This is a genomic window from Neisseria sp. N95_16, from assembly GCF_002551535.2.
Classification (GTDB): Bacteria; Pseudomonadota; Gammaproteobacteria; order Burkholderiales; family Neisseriaceae; genus Neisseria; species Neisseria brasiliensis.
Map to the genome: position 1 here is coordinate 1 of NZ_PDBT02000018.1, position 20,188 is coordinate 20,188.

19 protein-coding genes are annotated in these 20,188 nt (G+C 47.3%); 15 read left to right on the plus strand and 4 right to left on the minus strand.

What is annotated here, in order from left to right; genetic code table 11:
- Nucleotides 1–49 precede the first annotated feature (49 nt).
- From CRG49_RS13105 to CRG49_RS04445, 3 genes are read right to left on the minus strand one after another with little or no spacing between them, the layout of a single operon-like run.
- Complete coding sequence (locus tag CRG49_RS13105) at nucleotides 50–190, minus strand: hypothetical protein (protein ID WP_154143271.1); 141 nt, start codon at nucleotides 188–190, stop codon at nucleotides 50–52.
- Nucleotides 162–1,277 (minus strand): tRNA guanosine(34) transglycosylase Tgt, encoded by a 1,116-nt coding sequence (gene tgt / locus CRG49_RS04440; RefSeq protein WP_095502648.1) that lies wholly within the window; start codon nucleotides 1,275–1,277, stop codon nucleotides 162–164. Before tgt ends, CRG49_RS13105 begins: the two co-directional genes overlap by 29 nt.
- Nucleotides 1,278–1,326: 49 nt before the next feature.
- On the minus strand, nucleotides 1,327–1,974 hold the full coding sequence (locus CRG49_RS04445; RefSeq protein WP_095502649.1) for an alpha-ketoglutarate-dependent dioxygenase AlkB: 648 nt from the start codon (nucleotides 1,972–1,974) through the stop codon (nucleotides 1,327–1,329).
- Nucleotides 1,975–2,263: 289 nt separating this feature from the next.
- Here CRG49_RS04445 and thrS point away from each other — a divergent pair, with 289 nt between their 5' ends.
- From thrS to CRG49_RS04485, 8 genes are all read left to right on the plus strand, one after another.
- Nucleotides 2,264–4,171 carry a threonine--tRNA ligase gene (gene thrS / locus CRG49_RS04450; RefSeq protein ID WP_095502650.1) on the plus strand — a complete coding sequence of 636 codons (1,908 nt, stop codon included), beginning with the start codon at nucleotides 2,264–2,266 and terminating at the stop codon, nucleotides 4,169–4,171.
- A 68-nt stretch (nucleotides 4,172–4,239) separates the two neighbouring features.
- Nucleotides 4,240–4,761, plus strand: coding sequence for a translation initiation factor IF-3 (gene infC / locus CRG49_RS04455; protein WP_095502681.1), 522 nt, complete (start codon nucleotides 4,240–4,242; stop codon nucleotides 4,759–4,761).
- A gap of 146 nt (nucleotides 4,762–4,907) precedes the next feature.
- Nucleotides 4,908–5,105 (plus strand): 50S ribosomal protein L35, encoded by a 198-nt coding sequence (gene rpmI / locus CRG49_RS04460; protein ID WP_095502651.1) that lies wholly within the window; start codon nucleotides 4,908–4,910, stop codon nucleotides 5,103–5,105.
- A 12-nt stretch (nucleotides 5,106–5,117) separates the two neighbouring features.
- The gene (gene rplT / locus CRG49_RS04465; protein ID WP_095502652.1) at nucleotides 5,118–5,477 is read left to right on the plus strand and encodes a 50S ribosomal protein L20; all 360 of its coding nucleotides are present in this window, start codon (nucleotides 5,118–5,120) and stop codon (nucleotides 5,475–5,477) included.
- A gap of 302 nt (nucleotides 5,478–5,779) precedes the next feature.
- The gene (gene pheS, locus CRG49_RS04470) at nucleotides 5,780–6,769 is read left to right on the plus strand and encodes a phenylalanine--tRNA ligase subunit alpha (RefSeq protein ID WP_095502653.1); all 990 of its coding nucleotides are present in this window, start codon (nucleotides 5,780–5,782) and stop codon (nucleotides 6,767–6,769) included.
- 112 nt (nucleotides 6,770–6,881) lie between these two features.
- Nucleotides 6,882–9,245: a phenylalanine--tRNA ligase subunit beta gene (gene pheT, locus CRG49_RS04475; RefSeq protein WP_095502654.1), complete on the plus strand. Its 2,364-nt coding sequence runs from the start codon at nucleotides 6,882–6,884 to the stop codon at nucleotides 9,243–9,245.
- 133 nt (nucleotides 9,246–9,378) lie between these two features.
- Nucleotides 9,379–9,681 carry an integration host factor subunit alpha gene (locus CRG49_RS04480; protein WP_003675494.1) on the plus strand — a complete coding sequence of 101 codons (303 nt, stop codon included), beginning with the start codon at nucleotides 9,379–9,381 and terminating at the stop codon, nucleotides 9,679–9,681.
- Nucleotides 9,665–9,985: a hypothetical protein gene (locus CRG49_RS04485; RefSeq protein WP_095502655.1), complete on the plus strand. Its 321-nt coding sequence runs from the start codon at nucleotides 9,665–9,667 to the stop codon at nucleotides 9,983–9,985. The genes CRG49_RS04480 and CRG49_RS04485 overlap by 17 nt, the downstream gene beginning before the upstream one ends.
- Nucleotides 9,986–10,071: 86 nt before the next feature.
- Here the strand turns inward: CRG49_RS04485 and CRG49_RS04490 are convergent, their stop codons facing one another.
- Nucleotides 10,072–10,980, minus strand: coding sequence for a hypothetical protein (locus tag CRG49_RS04490; protein WP_229436947.1), 909 nt, complete (start codon nucleotides 10,978–10,980; stop codon nucleotides 10,072–10,074).
- On the opposite strand from CRG49_RS04490, the gene CRG49_RS13290 reads away from it, so the two are divergent.
- The 7 genes from CRG49_RS13290 to CRG49_RS04525 all read left to right on the plus strand — a co-directional run bounded on the left by CRG49_RS13290 (nucleotide 10,979) and on the right by CRG49_RS04525 (nucleotide 19,976).
- Entirely contained in the window at nucleotides 10,979–11,224 is a 246-nt protein-coding gene (locus tag CRG49_RS13290; RefSeq protein ID WP_195714698.1) for a hypothetical protein, read from the plus strand. The two genes, CRG49_RS04490 and CRG49_RS13290, sit on opposite strands and share 2 nt — an antisense overlap.
- A gap of 184 nt (nucleotides 11,225–11,408) precedes the next feature.
- Nucleotides 11,409–12,761, plus strand: a complete 1,353-nt coding sequence (locus tag CRG49_RS04500) for a DUF2868 domain-containing protein (RefSeq protein WP_095502658.1) — start codon at nucleotides 11,409–11,411, stop codon at nucleotides 12,759–12,761.
- Nucleotides 12,762–12,781: 20 nt separating this feature from the next.
- On the plus strand, nucleotides 12,782–14,122 hold the full coding sequence (locus CRG49_RS04505) for a DUF3482 domain-containing protein (protein WP_095502682.1): 1,341 nt from the start codon (nucleotides 12,782–12,784) through the stop codon (nucleotides 14,120–14,122).
- A gap of 821 nt (nucleotides 14,123–14,943) precedes the next feature.
- Complete coding sequence (locus CRG49_RS04510; RefSeq protein ID WP_095502659.1) at nucleotides 14,944–16,764, plus strand: DUF294 nucleotidyltransferase-like domain-containing protein; 1,821 nt, start codon at nucleotides 14,944–14,946, stop codon at nucleotides 16,762–16,764.
- Nucleotides 16,765–16,767: 3 nt separating this feature from the next.
- Nucleotides 16,768–17,376 carry a 3'-5' exonuclease gene (locus tag CRG49_RS04515; protein WP_095502660.1) on the plus strand — a complete coding sequence of 203 codons (609 nt, stop codon included), beginning with the start codon at nucleotides 16,768–16,770 and terminating at the stop codon, nucleotides 17,374–17,376.
- Between the two features lie 566 nt (nucleotides 17,377–17,942).
- Nucleotides 17,943–18,206: a DUF4212 domain-containing protein gene (locus CRG49_RS04520; protein ID WP_095502661.1), complete on the plus strand. Its 264-nt coding sequence runs from the start codon at nucleotides 17,943–17,945 to the stop codon at nucleotides 18,204–18,206.
- 3 nt (nucleotides 18,207–18,209) lie between these two features.
- Nucleotides 18,210–19,976 carry a sodium:solute symporter family protein gene (locus CRG49_RS04525; RefSeq protein ID WP_095502662.1) on the plus strand — a complete coding sequence of 589 codons (1,767 nt, stop codon included), beginning with the start codon at nucleotides 18,210–18,212 and terminating at the stop codon, nucleotides 19,974–19,976.
- Nucleotides 19,977–20,188 lie beyond the last annotated feature (212 nt).

Sequence of the window (20,188 nt, forward strand, 5' to 3'; positions counted from 1 at the left end):
CCGCCGACCGAGAAAGACATTGGACTATGAGACACCGGGTGATCTGTTTTCAGCAGCCCTTGCCAATGGCATTTGAGCGTTGCACTTGAAATGCGAATGTAAGGCCGTCTGAAACAGAATTTTTCAGACGGCCTTGCTCTTTTATTTGCTGCTTAAACTCATCAATCCACACCGCGTGCGCGGTTTTCATGGAACTGAGCCTGCCAGTCGCTAAACTTGTCTTGCTCGATGGCTTCACGCATTTCGGCCATGATCACTTGGTAGAAGTGCAGGTTGTGAATGGTGTTCAGTTGCGCGCCTAAGATTTCGCCGACTTTATGCAAATGGTGCAGATACGAGCGGCTGAAGTTTTGGCAGGCATGGCAGGTGCAGGATTCGTCGATGGGGCGGTTGTCGAGGCGGTGTTTGGCGTTTTTGATTTTCAAATCACCAAAGCGGGTAAACAGCCAGCCGTTGCGGGCGTTACGGGTCGGCATCACGCAGTCGAACATGTCTACACCGTGCGCCACGCCGTACACTAGGTCTTCCGGTGTGCCAACGCCCATCAGGTAATGCGGTTTGTGTTCGGGCAGAATCGGACCGACGGCACGCAACATGCGGTACATTTCGGGCTTGGGTTCGCCCACAGATAAACCGCCAATGGCCAAGCCAGGGAAGTCGAATTGTTCCAAGCCGCGTAGGGATTCTTCGCGCAAGTCTTCATACATCGCGCCTTGCACAATGCCGAATAGGGCGTTGGGGTTGTTTAAGTCTTCAAAGGCTTTTTTGCTGCGTTCTGCCCAGCGCAGACTCATTTGCAGCGATTTTCGGGCTTGCTCGTGGCTGGCTTCACCGGGTGTGCATTCGTCCAACTGCATCACAATATCGGAATTCAACACCGTTTGAATTTTCATCGAAATTTCGGGCGATAGGAATAATTTGTCACCGTTAATCGGGCTTTTGAAGGTGCAGCCTTCTTCGGTAAGCTTGCGCATGTCGGACAGGGAAAACACTTGGAAGCCGCCTGAATCGGTGAGAATCGGTTTGTCCCAGCCGATAAATTGGTGCAGGCCGCCGAATTGTTCGATGACTTCCAAGCCGGGGCGCAGCCATAAGTGGTAAGTGTTGCCCAAGATGATTTGGGCGTTGATGTCGTGCAGGTTTTGCGGCGTCATGGCTTTAACCGAGCCGTAGGTGCCGACCGGCATGAATACGGGGGTTTCGATTTTGCCGTGGTTCAGTTCAAGGGTGCCGCGGCGGGCGAGGCCGTCTTTTTTGTGCAGGGTAAATTTCAACATGGGTGAAGCGTGTTCGGATAAATAAATAATTATAACTGATAAGCGTTTATTAGGGTGTGCTTAAGTAAATGTCGGAATGAAAGGTGCGGAAGGTCAGGTTAATGCGCGGTGCGGTGATTTTGGTGCTTTTCATCACGGCGTGACGCCAATGCTGTTGGGTTTGACCGCGCATGACGATTAATTGGCCGTGCTGTAGCATCAATTCGCGTTTTTCGGCAGTGTGTTTGTGTTTGAATGCAAATTTTCGGGTAGCACCGAGGCTGAGTGAGGCGATGATGGATTCATTACCTAATTCTTTTTCGTCGTCGCTGTGCCAGCCCATGCCTTCGAGGCCGTCTGAATATAAGTTGAGCAAACAGGAATTGAATACGGTCGGGCTGATGGCTTGAAGGTGTTGTTCGATGGTGTGTTTGAGGGAAAGTAAAGTCGGGTGCCAAGGCAGGGCAATGCGACGGATACCGGAGTAGGTGTAGCCAAAAGTATGGTCACCATACCAAGTCACTTGGCGTGCGGTGGTGATGTGTTTGCCGTAAATAATGGCTTCATCGTGTTGCCAAGGGATATTGTGCAGCAATTCTTCAAATAAATCATCGGCTTCTTGGGATTTTAAAATCACGCCGAAATCGTTGACTATGCCATCATAGGGCAGCAGATTGTCTGCGGGGGATGAGATTTGGAATAGGTCGAATGGGTTCATAAAGAAATTTGAATGGTTAATGAATGATTGTGCGTGTTTTTCAGACGGCCTTGAGATGATTTGTACCCTTGCTGCAACAGGCGTAGGCGATATGCCCCGCATTTGGTCGGTAGCTTGCTAATTAATTGGCAGGCATTATATAATTTACAAGATTAGCTTTTTGATTGTGTATCGAATAAAAACGCCAACCACAATCATGATATTAAACCAGCTTTCAGGCAGTTTGCGTTGTTGAATAAATATAATGAATCATGCCGTCTGAAAAATTACTTACCACTCGGAGTTTTGAATGTTGAACATTACCTTGCCTGACGGTTCCGTCCGCCAATATGAATCACCTGTAACCGTTGCCCAGATTGCGGCATCGATTGGTGCAGGTTTGGCGAAGGCGACAGTGGCCGGTAAAGTCAACGGCAAATTGGTGGACGCTTGCGACCCGATTACCGAAGATTCAAGCGTGCAAATCATCACCCCTAAAGACAAAGAGGGTGTGGAAATTATCCGTCACTCGTGCGCCCACTTGATTGGCCACGCAGTGAAGCAGCTTTATCCGAATGCCAAAATGGTGATTGGTCCGGTGATTGAAGACGGTTTCTACTATGACATCGCGACTGAAAAACCGTTCACGCCGGAAGATGTGGCCGCCATCGAAAACCGCATGAAAGAATTGATTGCGCAAGATTACGATGTGGTTAAAATCATGACTCCACGCGAAGAAACCGTCAAAATCTTTGCCGATCGTGGTGAAGAATACAAACTGCGCCTGATTGAAGACATGCCTGAAGTGGAAGCGATGGGCATGTATCACCATCAAGAATATGTGGACATGTGTCGCGGCCCACACGTGCCGAATACGCGTTTCCTGAAAAACTTCAAGCTGACCAAATTGGCCGGTGCTTACTGGCGTGGCGACAGCAACAATGAAATGCTGCAACGCATCTACGGCACAGCATGGGCAAGCAAAGACGAATTAAAAGCTTACATCCAGCGCATTGAAGAAGCGGAAAAACGCGACCACCGCAAGCTGGGTAAACAATTAGATTTGTTCCATCTGCAAGATGAAGCGCCGGGCATGGTGTTCTGGCATCCGAAAGGCTGGGCATTGTGGCAAGCGATTGAGCAGCATATGCGCAAAGAGCTGGATGCGGCCGGTTATAAAGAAGTGAAAACCCCGCAGATTATGGACAAAACCTTCTGGGAGCAATCCGGCCACTGGGACAACTACAAAGACAATATGTTCCTGACCAACTCGGAAAAACGCGAATACGCCGTGAAGCCGATGAACTGCCCAGGTCATGTTCAGATTTTCAATAACGGCTTGCGCTCTTACCGCGATTTGCCAATGCGTTTGGCCGAATTTGGTTCGTGTCATCGTAATGAACCAAGCGGTGCCTTGCATGGTCTGATGCGTGTGCGTGGTTTCGTGCAAGATGATGCGCATATTTTCTGTACTGAAGACCAAATCGTAGAAGAAGCGCGCGCGTTTAATGAATTGTTGGTGCGTATTTACAAGCAATTCGGCTTTCATGATGTGGCAGTAAAATTGTCGTTGCGCCCTGAAAAACGTGCCGGTTCCGATGAAGTTTGGGATAAGGCCGAGCAAGGTTTGCGCGATGCATTGACTGCTTGTAACGTAGAATGGGAAGAATTACCGGGCGAAGGTGCATTCTATGGCCCGAAAATCGAATACCATGTGAAAGATGCCTTGGGTCGTTCATGGCAGTGCGGTACTTTGCAGCTTGACTTCGTCTTGCCGGAGCGCTTGGATGCCGAATACGTCACCGAAAACAACGACCGCGCCCGTCCGGTAATGTTGCACCGCGCGATTTTGGGTTCGTTGGAGCGCTTTATCGGTATTTTGATTGAAAACCATGCCGGTTCGTTCCCACTGTGGTTGGCGCCGGTGCAGATGGTGATCATGAACATCACCGAAAAACAAGCCGATTATTGCCGTGAAGTGGCCGCTAAATTGCAAGCAGCCGGTTTGCGTGTTGAGTTGGATTTGCGCAACGAAAAAATCGGCTACAAAATCCGCGACAACAGCCAATACCGTTTCCCATACCAAATTGTGGTTGGCGACAAAGAAATGCAAGACGGCAAAGTGGCCGTACGCCGTAAGGCAGAAGATTTAGGTTCGCTGAATTTGGATGATTTCATTGCGCAATTGCAGCAAGAAATCGCCGAATCAGTGGCATAATTGATTTTTAAACAAGAGCCCGCTTGCAAAGCAGGCGGGCAACAATACTAATTTTTAGAAGGAGTATTATCATCGCTCAAGAACGCGAAGCACGAATCAACGGCGAAATCACCGCCAAAGAAGTGCGATTAATCAGTGATTCAGGCGAACAGCTTGGTGTTGTGTCTGTCCGTGAGGCTTTGGCTATGGCCGAAGAGCAGGATGTGGATTTGGTAGAGATTTCTCCTACCGCTAAGCCGCCTGTGTGCAAACTCATGGATTTTGGTAAATACAAATACCAACAAGCCAAAAAGCGCGACGAAGCCAAGAAAAACCAGAAGCAGGTGCAGATTAAAGAAATCAAATTCCGTCCGGGTACCGATGAAGGCGATTATCAAATCAAAATGCGCAACATCAACCGCTTCTTGGAAGATGGCGACAAGGTAAAAGTAACCTTGCGTTTCCGCGGTCGCGAAATGGCGCACCAACAATTAGGCGCACAACTTCTCGAGCGCGTGAAAGAAGAATTGGCTGAAGTGGCTCAAATCGAATCTTTCCCGAAAATGGAAGGTCGCCAAATGGTCATGATGATTGCGCCAAAGAAAAAATAAAGTTATAATGCTTGGCTTACTTCGGTTGCTGCACGAAGTAAGCTTATATTTGGCAGCAAAAACCGTGGTGTTTGGGATACAAGTGTTTGAAATCCATGATTTCAAAGCCCCTCATGCCTTATCTAAAAACAAATGGAGTTTTCCCCATGCCTAAAATGAAAACCAAGTCTAGCGCGAAAAAACGCTTTAAAGTACTGGGTAACGGTGGTGTAAAACGCGGTCATGCGTTTAAAAGTCACATCCTGACCAAAAAAACCACTAAAACGAAACGTCAATTGCGCGGCACCTCTATGGTGAATGAGCGTGATTTGGCTGCTGTTGCTAAAATGTTACCTTACGCTTAAGGAGTTTAAAGTATGCCACGCGTAAAACGCGGTGTTACCGCTCGTGCTCGTCACCAAAAAATCTTCGCTTTAGCCAAAGGCTATCGCGGTCGTCGTAAAAATGTATACCGTGTTGCCAAGCAAGCGGTAATGAAAGCCGGTCAATACGCTTACCGTGACCGTCGCCAACGCAAACGTCAATTCCGTCAATTGTGGATCGTGCGTATTAACGCCGGTGCCCGTGAAAACGGTTTGTCTTACAGCAAATTCATGAGTGGCCTGAAACGCGCGTCTATCGAAATCGACCGCAAAGTATTGGCTGACTTGGCTGTATTCGACAAAGCTGCATTCGCTCAATTGGTTGAAAAAGCAAAAGGTGCTTTGGTCGCTTAATGCGACAAGCTTGAAAAAGGAAACTTCGGTTTCCTTTTTTTATGATTTAAAGAAATTCTATGTAATTGATTTTTCTTCTTTAAAGTCTGTTTTTTTAATGTGAATTGCGTTAGAATGGTAGCCGTTTCAGCCGGTTTGGGCATAAGCCTTTTGAACCGGCTATATTAAACGGATTGGCCGTTGCAAGATTTATCAGGCCGTCTGAAAAAGGTAGCAGGAATCACGATTCTTCATCCTTTCAGACGGCCTCATCATTTCAAAACTTCAATCATCAACTTCTAGACGATAGACAAAAGATTATTATGGAAAATGTAAACCGCATTGTTGCCGAGGGCATTGCCGCCGTAGAAGCCGTGGCAGATTTTAACGCCTTGGAACAAGTGAAAGCCCGCTACATGGGCAAAACCGGTGAATTGACCGGCTTGTTGAAAACCTTGGGTCAAATGTCGCCGGAAGAGCGCAAAACTATTGGCGCCCACATCAACGAATGCAAAAACCAGTTTCAGACGGCCTATAATGTAAAACGCGATGCCTTGAACGAAGCCAAATTGCAGGCACAATTGGCAGCGGAATCGTTGGACGTGACCTTACCCGGTCGTGGCCAAGCGCTTGGTGGTTTGCACCCTGTGACCCTGACTTTGCAGCGTATTGTTGAATTGTTTGAAGGTATTGGCTTTGAAGTGGCTGACGGCCCTGAAATTGAAGACGATTTCCATAATTTCCAAGCCTTGAATATTCCGCAAAACCATCCAGCGCGCGCCATGCAGGATACGTTTTATGTGGAAAACGGCGATGTGTTGCGTACGCACACGTCACCGATTCAAATCCGCTATATGCTGGATAAGAAAAATCCGCCTATCCGCATTATCGCCCCAGGTCGTGTTTACCGCGTTGACAGCGATGCCACACATTCACCGATGTTCCATCAGGCTGAAGGTTTGTGGGTAGAAGAAGGCGTGACTTTTGCCGATTTGAAAGCCGTGTTTACCGATTTTATCCGCCGCTTCTTCGAGCGCGATGATATGCAGGTGCGTTTCCGCCCATCGTTTTTCCCGTTTACCGAGCCTTCTGCCGAAATCGACATCATGGCGGAAAACGGCAAATGGTTGGAAGTCGGTGGCTGCGGTATGGTGCATCCGAACGTGTTGAAAAACGTCAACATTGATCCGGAAAAATACACCGGTTTCGCTTTCGGTATCGGCTTAGACCGTTTCGCCATGTTGCGTTACAACGTCAACGATTTGCGTTTGTTCTTCGACAACGATTTGAACTTCTTAAAACAGTTTAAATAATATTCAGATGGCCTGAAAAGATAAATAGGCCGTCTGAAAAAACGTTCCCTTCATTGATTGCTGTCTGAAACCTTTATTTTCAGACGGCCTGAAAAAAGCTAGAGAAAACATCATGCAATTTTCTTATTCTTGGCTCAAAACACAAGCCAATCCTAATTTGTCGGCCGATGAGCTGGCGCATTTATTGACCATGGCCGGTTTGGAAGTGGAAGAAACCGAAACGGCTGCACCGGCATTTAGTGGCGTAGTTGTAGCTGAAGTGAAATCGGTGGAAAAACACCCTGATGCCGACCGCTTAAATGTAACCAAAGTCGATGCCGGTACCGGTGAATTGATTCAAATCGTGTGTGGTGCGCCGAATGTGAAGCCGGGCATTAAAGTGCCGTGTTCTTTGCCAGGCGCGGTATTGCCGGGTAATTTCAAAATTAAGCCGACCAAGATGCGTGGTGTAGAGTCTAACGGTATGCTGTGTTCAACCGATGAATTGGGCTTGCCGGATGACGGCATGGACGGTTTGCATATTTTGCCGGCCGATGCCCCTGTTGGCACCGACATCCGCGAATATTTTGATTTGGACGACACGGTTTTCACACTGAAAATCACGCCTAACCGTACCGACTGCTTGAGCATAAAAGGCATCGCGCGTGAAGTCTCTGCGTTGACGCAATGCGTGTTTAATCCGGTGGCGATTCAGACGGCCTCTGTGCAACACGATCACAAACAAGCCGTGCGCATTGAAGCGCCTGAAGATTGTGGTCGCTTTATCAGCCGTGTGATTGAAAACGTGAATGCCAAAGCAGAAACGCCTGCTTGGATGAAACACCGCTTGGAACGCAGCGGCGTACGCTCGGTATCGGCTTTGGTCGATATCGGCAACTATGTCATGTTGGAAATCGGCCAACCTATGCATGTGTTTGATGCCGATAAAATCAACGGCAGCATCATTGTGCGCCGTGCCCAAAACGGTGAAGCGCTGGAATGTTTGAACGAAAAAACCGTGACCTTGTCCGACAATACTTTAGTAATTGCCGATGAAAAAGGCGTATTGAGCATGGCCGGTTTGATGGGTGGTGAGGGCAGCGCGGTTTCGGATGAGACCACCCGCATTGTGCTGGAAGCGGCGTACTTTAATCCGGTAACCATTTCCGGTAAATCACGCCAATACGGCTTTGGCTCGGATTCTTCATTCCGCTTTGAGCGTGGTGTGGATTGGCAGCTGCAAGCTGATGCGATTGAGCGTGCGACTGAATTGGTGCAGCAAATCTGTGGCGGTGAAGCCGGTGAAATGGTGGAAGCGCAAGGCCAATTGCCGCAAGCCAAACAAGTGGAAATCCGTTTGGCGCGCTTGGAAAAAATGCTCGGCGTGAGCGTACCTGCCGAACAGGTTGAAACCATTTTGCAACACTTGGGCTTGAATCCGGTGAAGTCGGCCGAAGGCTTTACGGTTACCGCGCCAAGCTTCCGTTTTGACATTGAAATTGAAGCGGATTTGGTTGAAGAAATCGGCCGCGTGTACGGCTATGAAAACATTCCTGACGAACATACTTCAGGCCGTCTGAAAATGTTGGCATTGCCGGAAACCAAACGTCCACGTTTTGCCGTTTACAACGAAATGGCGGCGCGCGGTTATCAAGAAGCAGTCAGCTATGCGTTTGTCGATGAGCAATGGGAGCAGGATTTTGCCGCCAACACCAATCCGATTCGTCTGCAAAACCCATTGGCGGCGCAATATGCGGTGATGCGATCGACCTTAATCGGCGGTTTGGTGGAAATTCTGCAAAACAATTTAAACCGCAAGCAAAACCGCGTGCGTGTGTTTGAAATTGCCCGTGTGTTCAGCAAAGATTCAGACGGCCAATTCCAGCAAAAAGAACGCATCGGCGGCTTGTGGTATGGCTCGGTTACGCCGGAACAATGGGGTGAAAAAGCGCGTACTGTTGATTTTTACGACATCAAGGCCGATGTGGAAAACCTGCTTAAAGATAAAGCAGTGACCTTTCTTAAAGCCGAACATCCGGCCTTGCATCCGGGACGCACCGCCAATATTGTTTTAGACGGCATGGTGATTGGTTTTGTTGGCGAATTGCATCCGAAATGGTTGCAAAAATACGACTTGCCACAAGCCACTCTGGTGTTTGAAATTGATATGGATGCGGTATTGGGACGTGAAAAAACACGTTATCAAGCCGTTTCTAAGTTCCAAGCTGCGCGCCGCGATTTGGCGTTTGTGGTACCGGAGGGCATGAGTCATGATGAATTGTTGGCCGCTTTGAATGCCAAAGCCAATGCCTTGGTGCAGGAAATCAGCCTGTTTGACGTCTATCGTGGTGCCGGTTTGCCGGAGGGTACGAAGAGCATGGCGGTGAAAGTGATTCTGCAAGATATGGAAACCACCTTAACCGATGAAGTGGTTGAGCCTTTGATGGCGAAGCTGGTGGAATCGGCTACGGCCATCGGTGCACAATTGCGTGGCTAATCTGATTTGCATCATTAAAGTGCCAAATGCTGAAAAATCAAACGGTAAATTCTGTTTGATTTTTCAGTTTGGTACTTGAATTTCAAGAAAAAATTAGTAATAATCTGCTCCTATTAAAAAAGAAGGTAAGAACATGACATTAACTAAAGCCGAGTTGGCCGATATTTTGGTAGACAAAGTCAGCAACGTGACCAAAAACGATGCCAAAGAAATCGTCGAACTCTTTTTTGAAGAAATCCGCAGCACTTTGGCGCGCGGCGAAGAAATCAAAATTTCCGGTTTCGGTAATTTCCAATTACGCGACAAACCGCAACGTCCGGGTCGTAACCCGAAAACCGGTGAAGAAGTGCCGATTACAGCGCGCCGAGTGGTGACGTTCCATGCCAGCCAAAAACTCAAAGGCATGGTGGAGCATTACTATGACAAACAACGCTAATCTGTCGATTCCTGCAAAACGTTATTTTACGTTGGACGAAGTGTGCCAATTGGTACAAATCAGTCCGGAAGAGTTTGCCCAATGGCAATATGAAAATGGTGTGGTTGTCGGCTATGGCGGTGATCGCTATACCCGTTCTGATGTGGTGAAGTTGTTGAAATTAAAAGACACTTTTTTACCTTATGTAGAAGAGCAGCCGCAAGAAGCGCTGGATGCCAATGGTCAGCCTGCTGCTGATACTGATGAAATCCGACAAGGATTGAAAAACGTGTTGGCCGATTTGGAGACCATTTTGGCAAAATAATAAAAAACCGAGAAATGACAATTTCTCGGTTTTTTATTGAAAAGGCCGTCTGAAAATGTTTCAGACGGCTTTCTTATATCAGCAAATCAGAATAATGCTTCAAAGCGAACCAGCGCGCCAACGGTATGGTCGCGATCATCTTTACGATTATTGAAATAGTTAACTTCGGTTTGTACGAACAACCATTTACGCCAAATCGGTTGGCGATAACCGGCAAAAGGACCATAGCTATTGAGATTAAACTTTTTATCTTCAATATAACCATGCGTATGCAAACCGTAATTAACATAGCGGTTTTCACCTAAGTCGTGTTGGCGGTAAAGGTTATTGCCCCAAGTCCAGTCTTCACGGTCGTCTTCATGTTCGTATTGCAGGTGAAGCTGGTTGGAAATGAAGGTTTTACCGTCTTCTTGGTACCGTGTATCCCAGTTGGTACGCACATGGTGTTCGCTCTTAGAGCCGTAGCGGTAAATCTGTTCCAAACCGGTAACCAATTTATCATTGATTTGCCAGTCTTTTTCTGCTTTCACACGGGCATATAAATCGCTGCCAGAGCGGATACCGATATCGAAATCAGTGTCGATGTCGTTGCTGCCAAGCAATTCGTTCCAGCGCAGGGCGATGGATGAGTTTTGATCACGGTTGCTGCGGTAATCGTATTTCTTACCGTCGCGGTAGGTACGGTTTTGATAGTTGCTGGCTTCGTTGCGGAACTCATCATCTAAGGAATCGTCACCGAACACAACATTCAGTTTTTGCTCTAAGACCGGTAATTTGACGCGACCGCGGATACGTGGCGTTACTGAAAATTCGTCGTATTTGTTCCATTCGGTATCGACCATCACACGCAAATTGGCGCTGGCAGGATTATTGGGATCGGTCTCGCCAAACCAGCCATCCATACCGTGTGACCATTTTTTTAAAGTACCTTGCACGTTGCCGTGTTGGGTATCGACCCAAGTATCGCCGCTGGCCGGTACGGTGTCGTCTGCCATGGCCAATGAAGACACACAAGCCGCTAGAATAAATAAAACACTTTGGTTTCTCTTTTGCATGATGAATTCCCTCAAAATAGGACTACTTATTAATATCCACATTTTTGAGCATACATTATTTTGTGGGGCATCACAAATTTTGCAGAAATTAAGAAAAGTGGGTAACAACATTATAAAAATTGTCATTTTAAATGAATATTTAGCTGAAAATCAGGCATTCTTCTTTTATCATTTTGAAAAATAAAACAAAAAAACATTAATATTGAATTAAAGATCTTATCTAGGGGTAAGTGGCGGGTTTGGGTGCGGTAATTAATCAATAAAGTCATTACTCTTGAAGCAGATGTAATGCCTTATTTCACAAAGGGTTCAGACCGTCTGAAAAGCTATGTTAAAATCGCATTATTTTTCAGACGGCCTCTATTGTTATGCTTAATCCGAAACACAAACTTGCCGAATTGGTGCGCATTTTGGAAGAGCGGGATTATATTTTTCCTGCTGATCCGGCTCAGATTACGGAATCGCTGCGCCATGTCGACGGCCAACCGGAGGGGAAAATATTGCGCCGTGCGGAAATGATTGACCGCAACCATCAGCTACAAGACGCGTTGGAATATACCAAAAGCGCGGCATTCTGGCTGTGGATTGTCGGCGTGTCGTTGATGTTTGCCAGTGGCTTTTCCGGCACTTATATCCTGATGGACAACCAAGGTTTGAATTTTTTCCTGATTTTGGCGAGCGTGTTGGGTATGAATACCATCATGTTGCTGGTTTGGCTGGTGTCGGTAGCGTTTCGCTTTAAATTCGGCAATGTCATCAGCCATCCGATGACGTGGATGCGCGGCAAAGACCCGGTTAATCAGGCCATGTTGCGTTTATATACCGAAGAATGGAAGCAGCCTTCCACGCGTTGGCTGATTGGCCGCACGTCACACAGCTTATGGCTGGCGACTTTGTTGGGCATGTTGATATCTGTATTGATGTTGCTGTTGGTGCGTCAATATACGTTCAACTGGGAAAGTACGCTGCTCACCAATACCGCTTCAGTTAAAGCCATTGAATGGCTGGGTTGGCTGCCGTCGAAAGTCGGTTTTCCCGTGCCCGATGCCGATGCGGTGTTGCAAGGCCGTCTGAACAGCAATATTGATGATGCGCGCGCATGGTCGGGTTTGTTGGTCGGCAGCATTGTGTGCTACGGTATTCTGCCGCGTTTCATCGCATGGTTGGCGTGCCGAATCATGCTCAAAATCAGCCGCATGCCGTTGCCGTTGGATAAACCGTATTATCAAAAGATCATCCAACAATGGCAGACCAAAATCATCGATGCCGATACGCAAAGCGAAACCGTTGCTGCCGTGTCGCCAAAAATCAACATCAGCGAGGCGCCGAAATGGGCGGTGATGTTGGAAACGCAATGGCCGGATGATTCGTGGTTTACCCACACGCTCGGCCAAGATTGGCTCGACAAAGGCGTGGCCGACAGCCGCGATGCAGTGCATGCGCTGGCGAATGAATTGCAGCAGCAATCAGCGCAATTGCTGATTGGCGTGCGGGCGCATACCGTGCCTGACCGCGGCGTGTTGCGCCAGATTACCCAACTGGCCGAAGCGGCGAAGGGCGGGGCGGTAGTGCAACTCTTGGCCGAACAACATCTTTCAGGCGGCCTGCAAGAAAACCTGCAACATTGGCATCAGGCTTTAAATGAACGCAATTTGGCATGGTTAAATCCGCCCAAGCTGAATCAGGAATTGCGTTTGCAGCAAAATCAACAGGCCGTCTGAAACACGAAAAAGACAAAACCATGAAAACAAAACCTTTATCTCTGGCTGTGGTCGGTCACACCAACACCGGCAAAACTTCGCTGCTGCGCACCTTATTGCGTGACAGCACTTTCGGTGAAGTGAAAAACGCGCCGTCCACCACGCGCCATGTCGAGCAGGCTGCCATTTCAGACGGCACCGATACGCTGGTGTATTTATACGACACGCCCGGCTTGGAAGATGCGGGCGGTGTGTTGGATTGGTTGGAAGCCAATACTTCATCGCGTTCAGACGGCATCGAGCGTTTGCAGCAGTTTCTCGATAGCCCTGCCGCTGCGGGTGATTTCAATCAGGAAGCCAAAGTATTGCGCCAATTGCTGCAAAGCGATATGGCCTTGTATGTGGTGGACGCGCGCGAGCCGGTGTTGAACAAATATAAAGACGAGCTGACTGTGTTGTCGTGGTGCGCCAAGCCGGTGATGCCGGTGTTTAACTTTATCGGCGGGCAGGACTTAACTGAATGGACCACCATGCTGGCGCGCCGCACTTTGCATGTGTACAGCGGTTTTGATACGGTTGCTTTTGATTTTGAAGGCGAAATCCGCCTGTGGGACAATTTGGCCACCATGTTGCCTGAGCGCGACATTCTCGACCGCTTAATCGGCATGCGCCGCCGTGAATGGCAAAAATTGGACGAAGATGCCCGCCGTGAGATTGCCGATTTTCTGCTTGATGTTGCGGCTTATAAACAGGAAATCGACGAAGACGATAATCCCGAGCCGACCTTGCAAACCATGCAGGCCGAAGTGCGCCAATTGGAGCGCAAAATGCAGCAGCAATTGTTTCAGCTTTACCGCTTCTACCAAAACGACATCGAAAGTGGCGATTGGGCATTAAAAGCTTTCCGGCAAGACCCGTTTGACAGCGATTTGCTGGTGCAATACGGCATCCGCACCGGTACCGGTGCGGCTACCGGTGCGCTAATCGGCTTTGGTATTGATATCGCCACGCTGGGCGGTTCCCTCGGTTTGGGCACGGCTATCGGCGGTATTTTGGGTGGCGTGTTGCCGAATGTGCAGGATATTTCCGATAAGATTTCCGGTAAACAAACTTTGCATATCGATCCGGAAACCTTAACCCTGCTGGCTGCACGTGCATTGGATTTACTCAATGCCCTGCAAAAACGCGGTCATGCGGCGCAATCACAAGTGGCGTTGCAAAGCGGCCAAACACCTTGGCAGCCGCATAAATTGCCGTCTGAATTAAATAAAGCGCGTTCGCAATGGAAATGGTCATCGTTGAACACGCATTTACCTGACCTCAGCCACCGCGAGCGGGCAGAGGCTGCGCACAATTTGCAACAAAAATTAAAGCGTGAATAGGCCGTCTGAATCCTTAGGCGCGGATAAAAACATTTTTGTTCGTTTATTTTTCTTTTTTGATTCGATTAGAAAATAAAATGAGCGTAAATAGCCGATAATGTCGGTTTTTTGATATAAACCGCAATTTTTTTAGTAATAGGTGTTGACGGGCGAAAAAGAAAAGCGCAAAATATGTCTCGTTGAGTTGCTTGATGCAGCTTGATTTTTCTCCTCTATTTCTCCTTTGTAGACTTGGCGCATATCCGAAAAGATATGCGCGTTTTTTTTTCGTTTTTGATCGTCATCAAATTGTCACGACTAGCGTGGATGATGGTGATAGATAGGTATTGTTGAAATCAAACTACATTTAAAGTGTGTAAGCGCAATAATTAAGAAACTTTACAAGAAAATTGCTTGCATACGCTCGCTGAGTTTGGCATAATGGATTCCGTTAGCTGGTTCGAGTAGTCAGTTAATAGTTTCTCCTCTATTTCTCCTTTGTAGACTTGGCACACATTTGATTGAATGTGTGCATTTTTTTGTCTGTCGTTTGCGTGTATTGATATTTTTTGTCACGTTTCGCGCTGAAATTCATTTTTTTGTAATAAAATTGCGCTCAATAAGCGATTTATACCTGAATATGTGATTTTGTTTTGCTCAAGGATTTGAGGCCGTCTGAAAATCTAATGGATTCTTTGAGAATCTGTAGATTGTTCAGATGGCCTTTTTTGCGGTGTCGTTTTTTGAATTCTTGTTGTAATATGTTGAAAAATCTGTTGATTTAATCAATGATAAAACAGTCGTTCAATTTTGAGACAACGGCAAAAACAGGAGAAATAAGCATGGAGCGCTTTGATTTTAATTACCCGCCTTATCATGTGTTGAGCGGCAGTGAACGCTTGACGCTGCAAAATGTGGTGGACATTGCGTTTTACCGCGATGAAGAATTGATTATTGAGCCCAATACGCCGATTGAGTTTTTGTATGTGGTGATGAAGGGCGTGGTGAAGGAAGTTGGTTGCGACAAGGAAGTTGGTTGCGACGGCGAAGTGGTGGCGGTTTATCGGGCGCATGATACTTTTGAAGCACGCGCTTTGGTGGAGGGCACGAGCCAAAACAGTTTTGTTGTGGCTGAAGAAGCCTTGGTGTACAAGCTGCCGAAAGCCTGTGTGTTGCATTTGATGGAGAGCAACAGCCGTTTTGGTTCGTATTTCTATGCTTCTGTCGCGGAAAAACTGGCCAACCGTTCCGAGTCACCCGATGAAGATGAATTTGAAAGTCTGTTTACCGCCAAAGTGCGCGATGCTTATCGCGATAATGCAGTGTGGTTGGATGGCAATGCCACGGTGTTGGAAGCGGCGCATCTGATGAAGGAGCGCAAAACCAAAACGCTTTTATTGCATCATGATGGGCAGACCGGTTTGTTCACCGAATCGGCTTTTCGCGATATTGTGATTGAAGGCGCATCTTTTGACGAGCCGGTATATAAGTGGTCGCCGCCGCAATTGATTACTGCTGATATTAATGATTTTGTGTTCAATGCCTTGCTGCGCATGATGGAATCGCGCATTCAGCGTGTGATTGTGACCGAAAATGGCAAAGCCATCGGCGCTTTAGAGCAGCTGGATATTCTGGCTTATTTTTCCAACCACACGCATGTGGTGGTGCAACGCATTGAAAAAGCGGAAACCATCGACGATTTGGCCGAATTGGCCACACACATGAATGAATCGATTCAAGCCTTGCATAAGAATGGCGTGCGGGCGAAGCAGTTGTCGCAATTGATGCAGGTATCGAACAGCGCGTTGTTTGAAAAAACATGGCGGCTGCTGGCTTCGGAGCATTTGTATGAACATTCTTGCCTGTTGGTGATGGGCTCGGAAGGGCGTGGCGAGCAGATTTTAAAAACCGACCAAGACAATGCGCTGATTTTAGGTGAGGGCGTGGATTTGGCAGAAGCACAGGCGACGGCGGAAAAATTCTCCGCTGCGTTAGAGCGTTTCGGCTATCCGCCGTGCAAAGGCGGGATTATGGTGTGCAACCCGATGTGGCGCAAACCGATTGGCGAATTTAAAAAAATGATTGGCGGTTGGCTGAGTTCAGCCACACCGACCAATATGATGAATTTGGCGATTTTCATCGATGCCAAAGCGGTGGCCGGTGATGTGTCGCTATTAGATGAGTTGAATCATTACCTTTACCGCCGTATGGATAAAGATGTTGCTATTTTGATGAATTTTGCCCGTGCAGTGGATTTGTTTGAAGACCATAGCCGCCGCTTTATGCCGCGCCTTCTGCAACGCAACAATAAGAAAATGGATGTGAAAAAAATCGGTATTTTCCCGATTGTGCACGGCGTGCGTGCGCTGGCTTTGGAAGCGCATTTGGAGGCAAATAATTCGTTTGAGCGCATCAATATCTTGGTGGCGCACAATATTTTGGAGCCGCAAGCCGGGCGTGATCTTGCCGAAGCTTTGGGCTATCTGATGGATTTGCGTTTGAAAGGCGGTTTGATGGCTTTGAACGATCCTATGCAGAAGCTGAATAATCAGGTCGATACCGATAAGCTTTCCACGCTTGAACGCGATTTGCTGAAAGATTCGCTCAATGTGGTGAAACGCTTTAAGCAAACGGTGCGTCATCATTTCCATTTGGGAGGGTAGGCTATGTTTGACAAACTGAAACGCAGCTATTACCGACGCCATCTGAAAGATCCGAAATACATGTTTCTTTATGATGAACACCCCGATGAAATGGTGAGCATCGATTGCGAAACCACCAGCCTGAACGTGAAAGAGGCAGAAATCATTTCCATCGGCGCGGTAAAAATTCGAGGTAATACCATTTTGACCAGCGAGCCGTTTTATGTGCTGGTGAAGCCGGAAGGCATGATGGAAGCGACCAATGTGACGGTGCACGGTTTGCGTCCGAAAGACCTTTCAGACGGCATTTCGGTTGAAGAGGCTTTGTATCAGCTACTGGATTTTATCGGCGGCAGGCCGCTGGTGGGCTATTATCTGGAATACGATGTGGCGATGATTGATAAGTTTCTGAAGCCTTTAATCGGCATTCCGTTGCCAAACCGGCAGATTGAAGTGTCGGCTGTGTATTTTAAACAAGAAGTGAAGAAAAACTTTTATTACAACGATTACGTTGATTTACGAATGGCCAGCATGATTAAAACTTTACGCATTCCGGATTTGCCCCGTCATAATGCGCTCAACGATGCCATTAATGTGGCGATGATGTGGGAGGCGATTCTGGCCAGAAAATAAAATAGGGGTGTGACAATCTTTTTTGATTAGAAAAACAGATGTCTATCATCAGTTAAACTGATAACAAAAGGCCGTCTGAAAGCATTTCAGGCGGCCTTTTTTGCGGTTTTTTTGAGCAGTGTTTTGAGGTGTTTTTATAGAAAAATCCGCAAAAATTTGAATTTTGCAAATGAAAATGCAAGAATTTTATGTAAAAAAAGGTTAATTATAAGGCGGTTTTAATTTATATAACATCTAAACATTAATATTTTTACTGCATGAAATTGACTTGAGTTAAATCGGATTAAAAAAATTTAACTACTTGTTGCATAAAAAATTTTATTCAAAAACTTATCAATTTTGTTGATAAATTATTAATTCGGATTCATACGACGCATTTTCATTTATCGCTGCCCAAGCCTACTTCTAAGGGTGATATTGAAAGCATAATGAATTGTGCTATTCTGACTTCAAGACAGCTTTGCCTGTTGCAGTAACAACAATCAAGAAACAAAAAAATTCCGGCGTAGGGCGTAGCGGTTTGCTCTGATGACCGGGGTATTCTCTACAATAATAAGGAGATTATCATGTCCGACAACAAACAAAACATGACGGCCTATTGGAAAGCCAATGTACGTCTGATTTTGGGCTGCATGATTGTGTGGGCACTCTGTTCGCATGTAATTGCTATCTTTTTGCGCCCGGCTTTAATGGGCATTGAGATTTTTAATATCGATATCGGTTTTTGGTTCGGCCAACAAGGTTCGATGTTGACCTTTATTGCCATCATTTTCTTCTATTCATGGAGAATGAACAAAATCGATGAAGCATTCGGCGTACACGAGGAGTAAATCATGAGTCAATTTTGGATTAACGTCTTATTCGTGAGTGCGTCGTTTGCACTCTATTTCGGTATCGCCATTTGGGCACGTGCCGGTTCGACTAAAGAATTCTATGTAGCAGGCGGCGGCGTACATCCTGTGTTGAATGGTATGGCTACAGGTGCCGACTGGATGAGTGCCGCATCGTTTATTTCCATGGCTGGTATGTTAGCGATGGGTGGTTATGCAGCTTCGGCTTATTTGATGGGCTGGACCGGCGGCTATGTATTGCTGGCGCTGCTGTTGGCACCATACTTGCGCAAATTCGGTAAGTTTACCGTACCGGATTTTATCGGTGACCGTTTCTACAGCCGCAATGCCCGTTTGATTGCTGTGGCCTGTTTGATTTTGGCTTCAACCACTTATGTAATTGGCCAAATGACCGGTGCCGGTGTCGCGTTCTCCCGCTTCTTGGAGGTGAGCAATACCACCGGTTTGATTATCGCAGCGTTTGTGGTGCTGTTTTACGCGGTATTGGGGGGCATGAAAGGCATTACTTATACCCAAGTCGCGCAATATGTGGTGCTGATTATTGCCTACACCATTCCGGCTGTGTTCATCTCGCTGGAAATGACCGGTAATCCGATTCCGCCATTGGGCTTGTTTGGCAACGATACCGCCACCGGTGTGCCTCTGCTGCAAAAATTGGATGGTTTGGTGACCGATTTGGGCTTTGCGTCGTACACCGCAGATGTGTCTGACAAGATGAATATGTTCTTGCTGACCATGTCGCTGATGATCGGTACTGCAGGTTTGCCGCACGTGATTATCCGTTTCTTCACCGTGCCTAAAGTATCGGATGCCCGTTCTTCAGCCGGTTGGGCGCTGGTGTTCATTGCCTTGCTCTATACCACTGCACCTGCTGTCGGCTCGATGGCACGCATCAACCTGATTGAAACCGTGTATCCGCAAGGTACGCAGTCTGCTCCATTGGCATACGAAGCACGTCCGGACTGGATGAAAACTTGGGAAAACACCGGTTTGCTGAAGTTTGAAGACAAAAACGGCGACGGCCGCATCCAATACTACAACGACAAAGCCAAAGATTTCCCAGTAGCGCAAAAGCGTGGTTGGGAAGGCAATGAGTTGACCGTCAACAACGACATCATGGTATTGGCGAATCCTGAAATTGCGAATCTGCCTAGCTGGGTAATCGGTCTGATTGCTGCCGGTGGTTTGGCTGCTGCACTCTCAACCGCTGCTGGTTTGCTGCTCGCTATCTCTTCTGCCATCTCGCATGACTTGATTAAGAAAACGCTCAAACCTGATATTAGCGACAAAGGCGAATTGATGGCCGCGCGTGTATCGATGACGATTGCGATTGTGATTGCCACATGGTTGGGTATTAACCCGCCGGGTTTTGCGGCACAAGTAGTGGCACTGGCCTTCGGTATTGCAGCCGCTTCGATTTTCCCGACTTTGATGATGGGCATTTTCTCGAAACGAGTGAATGACAAAGGCGCGATTGCCGGTATGTTGGTAGGTCTGATTTCGACTTGTGTGTACATTTTCCTGTACATGGGCTGGTTCTTCATTCCGGGTACCAACACCTTTGAAAATACCCCTGAAAACTGGATTTTCGGTATTTCCCCACTGGGCTTTGGTCCGATTGGCGCGGTGTTGAACTTTGCGGTTGCCTTCATTGTGTCGGCAATGGGTAAAGAGCCACCACAAGATGTACAAGACTTGGTAGAAAGCGTGCGTTACCCACGCGGCGCAGGCGAAGCCATCGACCACTAATCATGTAGTAAGTAGAACGCGGGTTGAAACAAACCCGCGTTCTTTATAGTCGTTTAAAATAAAAATAATACAGCGTTGCCAGCTCCCTTATGTACTGGGTGTACACGGCGGTCGCTGTCGCCTTGTCTTATTTTTATTTTAAACGACTACATATCAAGCTGATTCATTGCTTAAAACCCAAAATACTTTTCAGACGGCCTATAAACACCTAT

Coding starts and splice junctions, on each gene's coding strand:
- CRG49_RS13105 (WP_154143271.1), bottom strand. CDS start 190: ATGAAAACCGCGCACGCGGTGTGGATTGATGAGTTTAAGCAGCAAATA.
- tgt (WP_095502648.1), bottom strand. CDS start 1,277: ATGTTGAAATTTACCCTGCACAAAAAAGACGGCCTCGCCCGCCGCGGC.
- CRG49_RS04445 (WP_095502649.1), bottom strand. CDS start 1,974: ATGAACCCATTCGACCTATTCCAAATCTCATCCCCCGCAGACAATCTG.
- thrS (WP_095502650.1), top strand. CDS start 2,264: ATGTTGAACATTACCTTGCCTGACGGTTCCGTCCGCCAATATGAATCA.
- rpmI (WP_095502651.1), top strand. CDS start 4,908: ATGCCTAAAATGAAAACCAAGTCTAGCGCGAAAAAACGCTTTAAAGTA.
- rplT (WP_095502652.1), top strand. CDS start 5,118: ATGCCACGCGTAAAACGCGGTGTTACCGCTCGTGCTCGTCACCAAAAA.
- pheS (WP_095502653.1), top strand. CDS start 5,780: ATGGAAAATGTAAACCGCATTGTTGCCGAGGGCATTGCCGCCGTAGAA.
- pheT (WP_095502654.1), top strand. CDS start 6,882: ATGCAATTTTCTTATTCTTGGCTCAAAACACAAGCCAATCCTAATTTG.
- CRG49_RS04480 (WP_003675494.1), top strand. CDS start 9,379: ATGACATTAACTAAAGCCGAGTTGGCCGATATTTTGGTAGACAAAGTC.
- CRG49_RS04485 (WP_095502655.1), top strand. CDS start 9,665: ATGACAAACAACGCTAATCTGTCGATTCCTGCAAAACGTTATTTTACG.
- CRG49_RS13290 (WP_195714698.1), top strand. CDS start 10,979: ATGGCCAATGAAGACACACAAGCCGCTAGAATAAATAAAACACTTTGG.
- CRG49_RS04490 (WP_229436947.1), bottom strand. CDS start 10,980: ATGGCAGACGACACCGTACCGGCCAGCGGCGATACTTGGGTCGATACC.
- CRG49_RS04500 (WP_095502658.1), top strand. CDS start 11,409: ATGCTTAATCCGAAACACAAACTTGCCGAATTGGTGCGCATTTTGGAA.
- CRG49_RS04505 (WP_095502682.1), top strand. CDS start 12,782: ATGAAAACAAAACCTTTATCTCTGGCTGTGGTCGGTCACACCAACACC.
- CRG49_RS04510 (WP_095502659.1), top strand. CDS start 14,944: ATGGAGCGCTTTGATTTTAATTACCCGCCTTATCATGTGTTGAGCGGC.
- CRG49_RS04515 (WP_095502660.1), top strand. CDS start 16,768: ATGTTTGACAAACTGAAACGCAGCTATTACCGACGCCATCTGAAAGAT.
- CRG49_RS04520 (WP_095502661.1), top strand. CDS start 17,943: ATGTCCGACAACAAACAAAACATGACGGCCTATTGGAAAGCCAATGTA.
- CRG49_RS04525 (WP_095502662.1), top strand. CDS start 18,210: ATGAGTCAATTTTGGATTAACGTCTTATTCGTGAGTGCGTCGTTTGCA.